Origin of the sequence: Paenibacillus sp. FSL R5-0527 (assembly GCF_038008055.1) — a bacterium.
Lineage (GTDB): Bacteria > Bacillota > Bacilli > Paenibacillales > Paenibacillaceae > Fontibacillus > Fontibacillus macerans.
This window is the reverse complement of record NZ_JBBOYI010000001.1, coordinates 3,250,906-3,264,529: the sequence shown is the minus strand read 5'-3', so window position 1 is coordinate 3,264,529 and position 13,624 is coordinate 3,250,906. Positions and strand designations below refer to the sequence as shown.

Sequence of the window (13,624 nt, the reverse complement as noted above, 5' to 3'; positions counted from 1 at the left end):
TTTTGAACCCGCATTTTTAATTACCCTTTTACGGAGCCGATCATGGCCCCTTTAACGAAATATTTCTGCAGGAAAGGGTACACCAGAATAATCGGGATGATCGCAAAGATCACGGTCGCTGCTCTCAAGGTCCGCTCGTTGTAGTTAAGATCAACCGTTGATGCGGCGCCTGCCATAATCACGCTGTCGTCGGTGATGAACTGGCGGATTTTGATCTGCAGCGGAAACCAGCTTGTATCCTGCAGAAAGAAAAGCGGATGCTGAAACTGATTCCACAGCACCACACCGTAGAATAAAGCAAGGGTTGCCAGAACAGCCTTGGATAGCGGAAGCACGAATTGGAACAGCATTCGGAAATATCCGCAACCCTCAAGAAAGGCGGCTTCCTCCAATTCCTTAGAGAATTGCTTGAAGAAGGTCCGCATGATGATTAAATTGAATGGATTCAGAATATGCGGCAGGATCAGGACCAGCGGATTATCATAAAGGCCAATACCGCGGACCGTCAGGAAATAAGGCACAATCGGCGCCTTGAAGATCATGGCGATCACAACGCACACCATAATTACGGAACCCCAGCGGAATTCGGGCTTCGACAGCGGGTACGCGAACAAAGCCGTCATCAGAAGTGCCAATGCCGTGCCGATTAACGTTGTAGCGAGCGTCAGGAAAAACGATCTCCATAAGTCGGGACGATCGAGAATGTACTTCCATGAGTCTAGCGTAAATTGCTTCGGCCATAAGGTTACCAGGTTCATATCGACAGCACTTTTGGAACTAAACGAGGTTGCAATCACGGACAGCAGCGGTATGATCGCTATAATAGAAAACAGGATAAGAAAAACGGTAATTGTCGTAACGAATATTTTTTCCCCTCTTGATTCAGCCATACCTACCAGAGCCCCCCATCCGAAACTTTCTGCGACAGCTTATTGAAGGTGTACACCATAATAAATCCAATCACCGATTGAAACAGCCCTACCGCCGTGGCAAAACTGTACTGCGCCTGCTGAATGCCCGTCCGGAACACGTACGTATCCAGGATATCACCTACGTTATAGGTCATCGGGGTAAGCAGATTATACACTTGATCAAAACCAAGATTCAGGAAATTGCCTATTTCCAGCAAGAACAGCACCATCACGGTAGGTAAAAGAATCGGGAACGTAATGTGGCGAATTTGTCTGAACCTGGATGCGCCGTCGATCATCGCCGATTCATAGAGCTGCGGGTCGATCGCGCTGATGGCGGCCATATACACCACGGTTCCCCATCCGGCATCCTTCCATATCGAAGCAAGCACGTAAATAGGCCGGAAGTATCCGCTTTCTTGCATGCCCAGCACAGGCTCGCCTCCAAACCACCCGATGACAATGTTGAACAAACCGCTTAACGAAAAGAAATCGAAGAGAATACCGCCCACGATAACCCAGGATAAAAAATGCGGAATGTACAGGGCGGTCTGGATTCCTTTCTTCAGCGCCGATTTGCGAATCTCATTGATCAACATCGCCAACAAAACGGGCACCGGAAAAACCAATATGAGCTTAAAAAATCCCAGCAACAGCGTGTTGCCGAACACTCGGGCAAAGTCCGGATGGTGAAGCAGCGTACTAAAATGTTTGAAACCTACCCAAGGACTATCGATGAAACCTTGGAAAACCGAATAGTCCTTGAAGGCGATTACAGAACCGGCCAGCGGAATGAAATTAAATACGATCAGAAAAGCGATTCCCGGGATCGCCATCACATATAGCGGCCAATAAACCTTCATCCGGTGAAATGCAACTGCTTTCAATTTATTCCCCCTTCTAAATCTAGTTGTTGAATTCGCTTACAATATCACTATATAATTCAGGGAACTATCGCTCAATCGGTCGTTTTTAAGTTCCTACCCGGTCATTTTTTAGGATAGCTACGAATCTCCCCTTGCCTTGCATCATGTATTCTGTCCCGTCGGGCAGTTTGACACATGCAGCGACGCTGCCGGGCACTTTAACATTCAAAAATAAGCGGCTCCCATCTCTCCGCCAATCAATGTCCACAATCCCTTGCACCGTTGCCACACTTCCTTTTGCCCATTGAAGATTTCCGAGCCGTGGTTCAATATTAATAACATTGAAGCCCGGCTCAGCAGGCGTAACCCCAAGAATCGTTGCAGGGAATTCGGCAAGTGGAACTGAACTCCAGGCGTGGCAATCACTGCGTGGATTCATTTCCGTTTCTGGCAACGTTGTCAACCCCTGGCTAAGGAACGGCCTCCAACGATCCCATAACTGAAATGCCTGATCGTGCAAGCCCGTCTGCTTTAACGCCTGGAATAGTAGATAGGAGAAAGGTAACGTAACGCGATGAATTGGCTCCCTCAGCGCTCGTTCCAAGAGAGACTTTGCCTCTTCTCCGTTTACCACTCCGGATAGTACGGCCATGATTTGCGTATGCTGGGTGTATATTTCTGTATCGGGCAACTCACGAAACAATTGCCGTTCCTCAGACCAAGCCAATCTTTGAACTGCTTGAGCGATGCGAACCGCTCTTTGTTCCATCTCACCTGCCGCATCATGCCAGCCTGTTACGGCCAGAAGTCTGGATAATTTTCTTAAGCTTGCCACATACATCAGGCTGAGGAGGAACATTGGCTGATCCGCACTCTCCGGCGGAGCACCGAGCGGCCAGACATTAACCCAATCAAAGTAAGTCCAATATCGGTTGGAGGTTGCACCGATGATGCCATCGTCCGTCAATCGAGTTTGAAACCAATCCATAAGCTCGATCATCGCCGGCCGATACATTTCGATTAGTTCTTTATCGCCGCTGAATTCGTAATGTTCAGCAATCATATCCACCCAATATAAACTAAACGATGGTATAACCTGTGCTTCCATGGAAGGATACCGGGACTGAAGAAGCCCGGACGGTAACCTCGACCGGTAGAAATCTGCAATCGTTCTGCGCGCCATTCTATCATCCGCGCTAACATAATAGGTGAAGAGCATCATAAGTCTGCTATCCATCGCGTATTGCAATTGTTCATAATATGGACAGTCTTCGTACGTTTCGTGCATACAACGGCGCAACGTTCTTAAACTGATGTCCCAAATTCTGTTCAGTTCTTCGTCCGAAGACTCGAACCAGGCCTTCGCTTCGAGCGGATAACCAGTCTCCCGATATTTTAAATAAACAATTTCAAGCGGATGTTCCTTTGTCTCGATCTCAAGCCGCACGAACCGGAACGTACGGAACAAGAATGGCTCATACACTTCTTCTTTCTCGTTCCCGTAACCGGCTACTCGATAAACGTCGAACTCCCCAATCAGTTTCCCGCTTACATCCTCTCGATTCCCTTTTTTACGTTGCGACTGGCTGCTATCCTGTGCTTCATAACATTCCGAGCTTAACAAGCGGACGACGCTGCCACGGCCACCACGCAAGCCAACTGTCAGATATCCGGTCGTCAGTTCTCCGGCATCCAATTCGATCATGATGCTGCTGTCTTCAGATAAAACAAGAGGATCCGTGCTGCCATTTATTCGAAGCAGTTTCTCCGCTTGCCTAATCTGAACACCCTCTTTCTTCGTCACCTTTACAAAGTTTCGCTCTTCTTCATAAAGCAAAGGAATCGGTCTTGGCGTCAAATTCCAAGGACTCAAGTTACCAAAAGGCTTACGTGTATCCGCGAATGGAATAGCTTGCTCCCAATCAGTGTCGTCATAGTCGGATTCCTTCCAACCTTTAGGCACACCTGTGCCGTCTACATCCTCGACTCCACCCATCCAATGTATGAGCCTTTTAGGAACATTCCGATAACCTTGATGACGAAATACCCGCCATTGCGGTCCACTATGAAGCGACTCCAGTTCCATTCCGTGCTCATTAAAAAGCTTGGCTTCAACTAACAGGCCGCCTGATTGAGTACGCCAAACAGACTTTGGTCCACATTTGCCGTCTACGAAAGGCTCTGCTGCGGGATAATGAAGTACTTGAACCGCAAGTACATTGTGCCCTGGCCGCAAGTACTCGCTAACGTCTACTGTCTCGTAATAATGCACGTACCGGTCACCCTTACAAGGGCCTACAGTTACTGAATGGCCGTTGACGTAGAGCCTGTATCGGCTGTCAGCGGTAATATCCATGGCAAGCTTTGGCTTGCAGTTTTTAGCTATCTGAAAGGATCTGCGGAAGTATACAAGCTGGTGCTTTAATTCAACATTGGATTCGGGTTGTGGGACATCCCAAATCCATTTGGCCTGCCAATTACGGTTCTCCATTATCTACTTTCTCCTTTTCCAGCATCCGCCTAATGTATTCGTTTACATTCACTATACTTAGGCGAATCCAAACGCACAAAGGGACATTTTTAAGTTTTCACAGGGGCATTTTGGGGCAGTTAGTAATGAGCCTTCAGAAGAACGCAAAGAAGCCAGGTGGATTTCCCTGGCTTCTTCTTCCTCTAATTTCAGTTTTTAGCCGAGTAACCTCATGAGCAGAATTATCTCTGCCAATCGGATGATGATTCGTCTCCTGCGCCCTCTAATAATGGCGCTTAGAATAAGAAAGTCTGTACCAACCGATAAGATTGTGCCAGTAAAAATGCCGCTGGTAGTTGTAACCTGTACTCTCTTTCCCCGTAATAATTTAGCTTGTTTGCGAAATGACATGGTCGTTAATCCCCCTCTCTTAATTGATTAGGACACGTATTAGATTATTCCTGATCGTAATAGATTGAAAGGTATAACTGTCCAAGCTGCTATTATCGCAAAAGTGCTATTAATTATAAATTGAAAACCACTCCTGCTTGGAGTGGTCTAGATTACGAACTTCAATTAAGCGCGCGACCGGCTCTTGCGATATTCGCTAGGTTTCAAGCCTGTCAATTTCTCGAACAGCCGCGCAAAATACTGCGTATCCGAGTACCCTACCCGCTCGCAAATTTCATAAACCTTCAGATCCGTTCGCTCCAGCAGTTCCTTCGCTTTGCCGATTCGGACTTGGGCCAGAAAGTTGATATAGGTATCCCCCGTCTTTTGCTTGAATAACTGGCTTAAATAGTAGGGGCTGATAAAAAAGCGAGCGGCCAAATCCGCAAGGGTGATGGGATCATTGTAGTGCTGCGCTACATATTCCTTGATCTCGGCGATGATATCCTTCTTTTTGGGCACATGATGCTCTACTTTAAACACAATGATGCAGCGAATGACCTGAATCATCCATTTCTCCAGGCGCTCCAGCGTTCGGAAGCTGGAGATGGCCTCCAGAGACAGGATATTGCGCCCCAGAAAATCATTCTGCTGCAGCTGCTGAAACGACATCTTCCGCACACTCGATAAAAGGATGTTTATACAATGCACCTGGAGATCCGTGGGGCTCATGCCTTGCTGCGCTTCCATGCCCCGGAAAATCTCGCGGATGATGCCGACACATCCCTCTTCATTCATATTGTCGAGCTCTGCTTCCAGTTTGTTAATCAGTTCTTCAGGAACGGGATGGCGCCGTCCCGTCAGATTGACCGTCTCGGGATAAGCGATCACGGCCCCCTCCCCCTTGATGACCTTGTAGCTTAAGGCATAGCGGGCTTCCTCAAAAGATTGGCCAAGTCCCGCCGCCCGTTCCTGAAAAGTGCCGATTCCGGCGGTGACGGACAATTTCAGTTCCCGGAACAGCGTATCCTTTAGGCTGTGAATGGTACGGACCAGTTCCTCGTACCCGGCAGCTCCGTCATGGGTGACTACAACGGCGACCCGAGATCCGGAATATCGAAACCGGTATACGGCCCGGTACCGCTCCAAGGCCCGGTCGATTTGCTGAAACACCGGCTTGAGGCCGAATTCTTTTAAGCAACCGAAACCATCGTCGAATTCCAACAAGGTACATATGAACCGGACACCTTCCGTTTGTATTCCGGCGATCCGCAGGGCTTCTTTCACATCAACCGCATTATCGTTGCCGTTATCAAGAATATCCCGCAGTACATTTTCCTGCATCCGGCTGTGAGCCTCCTGCTTCAGGTCGACCACTTCCTGAAGCTTCGCCCGTTCCGTCCGGATGTCCTCCATGACCTGACAGACGCAGTCGCGAAGCTCCTCTTCCTCCACCGGCTTATTGATGTAAAATTGGACCCCCAGCTGCATGCCCCGCCTCGCATATTCGAAGTCGGCATACCCGCTTAAAAGAATGAATTTGGCCGGGTTGCCCGCCTCTTTCAGCATTTTGATCATTTCCAGGCCATCCGCCTGCGGCATCCGAATATCCGTGATTACGATGTCCGGGTGCTGTTTTTGAATTAACTTGACCCCTTCCAAACCGTTATAAGCTGCGCCGACGACCTCACAATCCGGAACATAGCGGCCGATTATTTTTTTAAGGCCGTCCACGATCCCTTTCTCGTCATCCACTAAGACCAGCTTCATCCCAAGGCCCCTCTCTTTTTCATTTCCCACCAACACAGCGTTTTTAGATCTTGGGGATTAAAATTTCTACCGTCGTCCCTTGCCCGATTCCAGAACGAATCATCAGATAATACCGGTCTCCATAATGAAGCTTGATGCGTTCCGCGATATTTTTTAAGCCCAGCCCTTTACCGGCTGGTTCATCCGTCATATCCAGCTTGTATTTGTCCGACCCCGCCGACTCCAACAGAGCTTGCAGCTCCTTTTGCTTGTCCTCAGTCATGCCGATTCCATCGTCCGTAATCCGGATCAGAATCTCGCCATCTTCCGTCCAAAAACCATCAATCGCGATATTCATCGTCCGGCTGTAGTCTTCGAACCCATGGTTGATGCTGTTCTCCACGATCGGCTGGAAAACCAGGGGGATGATGCCGCATTGCTGTATTTCCTCGGGAATTCTAACATCCAGCAGGAACTTATGATCGAACCGCAGGTTCTGGAGCTGTACATAATTCGCCGTATATTCCAGTTCATGCTTCACCGAATGCTGCCTGCCTTCCTTTCCCAAAGCAAGCCGAAACATGCGAGCCAGAAGCTTGATCATGCCGGCCGTCTCTTCATCATCATTCAGCAGCGCCTTCATGCGGATGGATTCCAAGGTGTTGTACAGCATATGCGGGTTGATCTGGTTTTGGAGGGCGATGAATTTGGCTTTGCGATGCTTAATCTCCCCGATATACACATCCTCAATCAAGGTGCGGATCGTTACGATCATCTTGTTGTAACTATTGACCAGGCTGCCGATCTCGTCATTGGCCTGCTTTTTCTCGATGGGCTGGTATTGGCCTATTTCCGCTTGCTTCATGCTTTTACGGAGCGCCTTAATCGGCTTGGTGATCGTATAGCTTAATCCAAACGACATGAACGTGATGATCAAACAGCTCGCCAGGATCACGATCACAGTCACTCCTTGGATCTGATTAATCTTGGCCAGCAACTTCTCGCGAGGGATCTCCGTCCTGATTAGAAGATTGCCCAGTTCGGTGTTTCCCGTCAAAATAATCCTGTTCTTGCGGCCTGTATCCTTGATATAAGCCTCCCCGCTGGATTCCAATACCTGCTGCCAAGGCAGCCGTCCGCTGGCGGCATCGGATTGATAGACGATTTCTCCATGGCGGTTGCTTATGGTGACGCTCATCCCGTATTTGTCCCGGGCCGAGACGAAATCTTGATCAAGCTGGAGCAATGCAAAGGGGTCCAGATCGATGAGCAGGATTCCGGCATAGGCCCCATCCGAGTTGAGGAGGACTCTTCCCACCGTCACCATGGCTCCTTCTCCTTTGTCATCGTAATAGGAACGATCATGCAGCCCGGTAATAAAAAACGGTTCATCGGAGCTGCGGAGCCGCTTAAACCAATTTTGGGATAATAGTGCGTTCTCGTTGACCACGTTAGTGGTCGTGGTATACTGATACACGGCGTTATCGCGGCTGACCAGCATCACGGTACCGATCTCCGGTTTAAGCAGGGCGACCCGCATGAGCAACCGCTGAACGGCGACCCGCTGTAAAATCAATTCATCCATCAACCTGCTTCGCTCGTCTCCGAGCTTATAGATCAGTTCACCATCGATGAGCACCGACTTGGTCACCTTGTCGTATTCTTTCATGAGTTCGTTCAAGGAAGTCCTGATCTGGGACGTATACAGAGCCGCGAACTCTTGAGAGGAATCTTCCAGTTCCACTGCCGATTGACGAAAGATGATTGCGCTTACAATAATAAGTGGAATAACGCAAATGAGCAGGTATCCTAACATTAATTTGTTTTGGAACCTCATGTTTTTTATTCTCAAAACCGCCTTGCGGATCCAATGGTTATGCTCCATATTCGAGTCCTTCCTTGAATTAGTGTCTCATATTGCCGTAAACCCACCCTCCACCATTTTACCACATTAATTGTATCCGCTTTCAAATTCTGATTATATTCCTTTTACAAATAACGTAAAGAGGACGAATTTAAGTTGCTGCCGGGTCATTTTTGGGATTAAAATAGTTCCCATGAATACGCCAAGAACGCAAACAGCTCTTGAAACGGCCTTTGAGGCTGGTTCAAGAGCTTATACGCGCGTTCACCGCATCATAATGCGATAAAAATCCGCTGAAAGAAGCAATCCCGAGACCAAGCGGATCAATCCGCCAGCCTCATTCTAATAGATGAGTCTCCAGCGTAGTTCAACTTAGACAACAAGCGTCAGCAACTTATCTTGGGCTGTAACCGTTGAGCTTGTTGTTTCAATAACATCCAAATAATCGTCGGTATTCGAGATAATAATTGGTGTGATCGGATTGTAACCGGCTTCCTTAATTTTCTCCAGATCAAACTCAATCAATAGATCCCCTTTGCGGACCTGATCTCCTTCCTTAACCCGAGGGGTGAAATACTGCCCTTTTAATTGCACCGTATTGACTCCAATGTGAATAAGTACTTCCGCACCACTCTCGGATAGCAGAACTACAGCATGACCTGACTTGAGGATGGTACCGATCGTACCGTTCACTGGCGATACGGCTTGGCCAACACTCGGAACAATGGCAATCCCTTTCCCCATAGCACCTTCTGCAAAAGCAGGATCAGGAACCTCAGTCAAGGATTTCACATCTCCAGTTAATGGGCTGAGAAGCACCTCCTTCTTCAAGCTCGGCGAATCCCCTGTAGAGTTTGAACTTGCTTTCGCCGGAACAGCTTGCCCTTCTGCAGTAGGAGCTGCAGCACTTGCCTCAGTCACTGAAACAGCTTTTTTGTCCTGGTATCCGAGAAGAATCGTCAGAACCAAGCCAATGCCCATAGCAGCGGCAATCCCGACTAAATAATAACTAACAGGTTCAAATGCACCGATCGAGAAAATATTTTGGAAAACAAATGCTGTAGCATACGTATGAAATCCCCCGTTAATCGCTCCTCCAATAGCTCCCGCAATAATAACATATGGCATTGTGCGCTTAAAGCGCAGTAAGATACCATAGACCGTCGGCTCAGAAACGCCCGCTAACAACAGACTTAACGTAGAGGAGCCCGCAATTGATTTCAGCGTCTTTTCTTTGGATTTCAGGAATACTCCCAGCGCCACCCCGGCCATTGCAAAGTTAGAAGCTGCCCACATCGCAAGGATTGGATCGGTTCCCTTCGACAGATTTGCCAGCACGATCGGAATAATGCCCCAATGAAGACCAAATACAACAAGGAAGAAGATTAACCCGCCAATAACAGCACCGGTTAATAGCCCGCTTACTCCCATAAGATAATTGATCCCATCCGCTATCGCATTTCCGATATATACACCAAACGGACCGAAGATCATCGCAGTAAGCGGCACAATAATGGCTAAAGACAACAATGGAACCAAGAACGTTTGAAGCTCTTTATGAATGATTTTCTTTAAAAATTTCTCCACGTAAGAGAAAATCCAAATGGCTACAAATACCGGAAAGACGGTTGATGAATAATCCATCAAGACTACCGGGATGCCCAGAAAAGAGGTCTTATCTCCGTTAGCTAATAATCCCGTAAAGTTAGGTTCCATTAACGCTGCACCGATAACTCCGCCTACATAAGGATTGGCTCCAAATTTGGTCGCTGCGGTGACGCCCAGAAATATAGGCAGGAAATAGAAGACGGCATTAGCTGCTGCAGCCAGAATGAGGTAGGTCCCACTTTCCGCAGATACCCATCCAAAGGTTGTAAACAGGGTTAAAAAGGCTTTTAGTATCCCTGCTCCGGCCATGGCAGGCAAAAGGGGAGACAAGCTTCCAGAAATCACCGCAAAAATTCTGGACAGAATCTTCTCCTTAGGTTGATCTGCATCCGCTGATGCGGAATTTCCCGCTCCCAATTTACTGGTTTTCACAATCTCTTGATACACGTGTGCAACGTCATTGCCGATAACCACTTGGAATTGACCGCCGCTTTCTACGACGGACAGCACACCCTCTAAGCTTTTCAGCTTCTCTTTATCGGGCAATCGATTATCTTTCAAATTAAATCTCAATCGGGTTGCACAATGGACAAGATTCGTTACGTTCTCCTCTCCCCCAATATTCTGCACAATATCCTTGGCTAAATCTTCGTATTTCATTTGCACTCTCTCCTCTAGACCTCATTCTTGTATATATAAAATAAAAAAACCTGAACAGGTGATGAAGCACACTGGACGACCAGTACACTTATCACTTATCCAGGCTTTGCCCAACTAATGGTAACAACCCTGTTATTTATTGTTATAGGCTAATTATCTGCTGGTCACTCGCCTAATATGGAGCATAAAATAGACCATTTCGGCATTGGTTGTCTCAACTTGATACTTATCCTTTAAATAAGCCCTTACCTTCTCGCTGCAGGCGAAAGCTTCGGGATACTTGGCACTAACTTGTTCGTACAGCTCGTCATCCTCTGAAGGAATTGATTCATGACGCATCGTGCGATACGAAAAATATTTCAAGTGAGTCACAAAGCGGCTATAATTCAACGATTCTTCATCCAACTTAATTCCATAGTGGAGAGTTACTATATTAAGTATTTCTTGAACCATCTGGGTTACCATTAAGGTTTGTTCCATTTCCTGGCCATCCTGCTGTCCATTCACAAAATGCATGGCGATAAAACCGGCTTCATCTACAGGCAGTTTGACCCCTGTTTCCTTTTCAATTAAGTGTAAAGCATGCATTGCCGTGTGATATTCTTTCGGATAGAATTTCTGTATCTCCCAGAGCAGCGCATTCTTAAGACTCAATCCCTGTGTATGGCGAGTGATTGCATAACTAATATGATCCGTAAGAGCCAGGTAGATATTATTGCTAAAGGAGGTCTTTAGATCTTTTTTAGGCATAACGGATGATCTGATCTGTCAATTCTAGATGCTTGGGAGGAATCTCACTCAGCAATGCAGATAGCCGCTCAGATAATTCCTTGGTCTCCATCACAAAAGTCTTCTCAATTCTTGACGGATCTATATCTTCACCTGGAGTTTTCTGATAAGCCAGCCCCTTTCCAATAACGATGATCTCAGATCGATTTGGTCCTTCAACCAATGCAACATTATTGTTAAATATTTTTTTAATCCTCATGAGTTCGCCCACTTTATATTTTTTGCTGACAAAAAAAAGCCTAAACTAATCCCCCACTAAATATAATCTAGCACGGATTGGTTTAGGCTTTGCCTGCAACGCAGTAACAACCCTAAAATAAATTATATGGCCATTATATAAAATGTGGAGAACGTTTTCAAGTAAAACTTGATATCAAAATTTGGATTCGGACACTTTCATTTTAGCAGAGATGGGAAAAATAAGTTGTTGACTTTTTTAGTGTCCGTATGTATGGTTTTACATGTACATACGATGTGGATTGTAACCGTTTCCTCGGGCAAAACCTAAATCGACTCGGCATTGGATTTTTTTCCATGTCGGTTCGGGTTAGGTTTTTTTCATTTTAAACGGCTTGATCCGACTCGCTATGTAAAAAAATAACACAACTTTGCAACTGGAGGTACGTAGGAATGACATTGAAAAAGGGTACAGGTCTGATCCTAACGTTAGTATTGTCGATCGGCACCATACTGACCGGTGGGCTGCCTGCGAAAGCCGAAGCGGCTCCACCTGCGCAGATTACGGCAAACACGTATATCGGCGATACGGGAAGGATGGTTGAATCGTTTGATCTGAAAGTAAGCAATGCGAGCGAATATGCCGATTTGAAAGCATCCGATTTTGAGATTACCGGCAACTACAACGGATATCCGGTGAACGAGAAAAACGAGACTGTGCAAGCGGATTATACCGATGACGGGGTTGAATTGAGCTGGCATGAAAACGCTCTATCTCTTAAAGTAAAGCCGTTTAAATATCCTGGGGGGCCGAAGTTCGAGTTTGCCGTGACGAACGAGCGTTACCCGGAGCTGTCGTTTAATCAGGCATCCGTGACAACGGTGAAGACGCGGACAGTCGATGATTTTGCCGCTGGAGAGTATACGGGCACTAACGGGGAAAAGTTGACCTATCGGCTAAAATTGACCGATTCCAGCGCCCCGCAACCCCTGGTCGTTTGGCTGCATGGCGGCGGGGAGGTTGGTGCGGACAATCTGAAGCAGCTTACCGAGAACAAAGGCGCGGTTGCCTGGATAGACTCGGGTTACGATACTTCCGTACTCGCCGTACAGTTCCCCAAAAACTATGGCTGGAAAATCTATAACAATCCTGAAGAACTTTCGCTGATGCGGGATTATTTCGAGGTGCAGGCGGAACTGATCGGGAAGCTTGTCGATTCCGGCAAGGTGGATCCGAACCGGATTTATGTCGTAGGCGTGTCCAGCGGGGGAGGCGGCGCGCTTCGATTCCTGATGCAGTATCCCGGGCTGTTCGCCGGCTCCATTGTCATTGCGGCGAAAGACGCTGTAGCCGATTACACCGGTTCCGTGGATACGTTTAAGCGGGAACTGAAGGATCTGCCGGATGTGCCGGTATGGCTCGTGCACGCACAAAATGACCCGATCACGGATAGCCGGACGAGTACGCTGGCGTATGAGGCATTGACCGGATTGGGCAACAAGCAGGCCAAGCTGAGCATTTATGACGATGCCTTTATGGCCTCTCAACAGTTGTATGGAGATTTTAGACACTGTTCCTGGGTGCCCGTATTTAACGATAAGAACATGCTGAATTGGTTGTTTGAGCAGAAAAAAACAGCTGCCGCACCGGTCTCGCTGCAGCAGAATGCTCAAGTGACACGCGCGGAGTTGGCTGCGTTATTGGCGGACCGGCTGAACCTTGCCGAGGTGATCGGCACCGATATTTATAATGATACCGATAATTCGCCTCAGGATCTGGCTATTCGTCAGAATACGACCGCCGGGATCATGAAAGGAATCGGCGGCAGCCGGTTTGCCCCGGATTTGGCCGTGACTCGAGCGCAGCTTGCGGTGATCGCCGATAATATCGTGCGGAATGCGGGACCGGATCAGGCTCCCTCTTCGGCATCCGCGGCAAAGTTCAGCGACGTGCCAAGCGGGCATTGGGCTTCCGAAGCGATTTCGCGTTCCGTAGCGGCAGGGATTCTGAACGGTGATTCCGCAACCCGCTTTGCGCCGAATCGGTTCGTGACCGGGGCGGAAGCAACCAAGTTTGTGGAAATGCTGGCCAGTATGAGGTAGATAAAATGGAATTGTACAATTGAAGCTTGCTTAAAAC

The 13,624-nt window shown here is 47.7% G+C and carries 7 protein-coding genes and 1 pseudogene; 1 reads left to right on the top strand and 7 read right to left on the bottom strand.

Features of this window, described 5'->3' with window-relative positions:
- Positions 1–20: 20 nt before the first annotated feature.
- The 7 genes and pseudogenes from NYE69_RS14465 to licT all read right to left on the bottom strand — a co-directional run bounded on the left by NYE69_RS14465 (position 21) and on the right by licT (position 11,506).
- A complete protein-coding gene (locus tag NYE69_RS14465) occupies positions 21–890 on the bottom strand; it encodes a carbohydrate ABC transporter permease (protein WP_340926705.1) in 870 nt (289 codons plus the stop codon).
- A gap of 2 nt (positions 891–892) precedes the next feature.
- Positions 893–1,798, bottom strand: a complete 906-nt coding sequence (locus NYE69_RS14460) for an ABC transporter permease (protein WP_340926704.1) — start codon at positions 1,796–1,798, stop codon at positions 893–895.
- Between the two features lie 85 nt (positions 1,799–1,883).
- On the bottom strand, positions 1,884–4,268 hold the full coding sequence (locus tag NYE69_RS14455) for an alpha-L-rhamnosidase-related protein (RefSeq protein WP_340926702.1): 2,385 nt from the start codon (positions 4,266–4,268) through the stop codon (positions 1,884–1,886).
- A gap of 555 nt (positions 4,269–4,823) precedes the next feature.
- A complete protein-coding gene (locus NYE69_RS14450; RefSeq protein WP_340926701.1) occupies positions 4,824–6,407 on the bottom strand; it encodes a response regulator in 1,584 nt (527 codons plus the stop codon).
- 43 nt (positions 6,408–6,450) lie between these two features.
- Entirely contained in the window at positions 6,451–8,271 is a 1,821-nt protein-coding gene (locus NYE69_RS14445) for a cache domain-containing sensor histidine kinase (RefSeq protein ID WP_340926700.1), read from the bottom strand.
- 351 nt (positions 8,272–8,622) lie between these two features.
- Positions 8,623–10,518 carry a beta-glucoside-specific PTS transporter subunit IIABC gene (locus NYE69_RS14440; RefSeq protein WP_340926699.1) on the bottom strand — a complete coding sequence of 632 codons (1,896 nt, stop codon included), beginning with the start codon at positions 10,516–10,518 and terminating at the stop codon, positions 8,623–8,625.
- 153 nt (positions 10,519–10,671) lie between these two features.
- Positions 10,672–11,506: pseudogene (gene licT / locus NYE69_RS14435) on the bottom strand (BglG family transcription antiterminator LicT).
- 431 nt (positions 11,507–11,937) lie between these two features.
- Here licT and NYE69_RS14430 point away from each other — a divergent pair.
- Positions 11,938–13,587 carry an S-layer homology domain-containing protein gene (locus NYE69_RS14430; RefSeq protein WP_340926698.1) on the top strand — a complete coding sequence of 550 codons (1,650 nt, stop codon included), beginning with the start codon at positions 11,938–11,940 and terminating at the stop codon, positions 13,585–13,587.
- Positions 13,588–13,624: the final 37 nt, after the last annotated feature.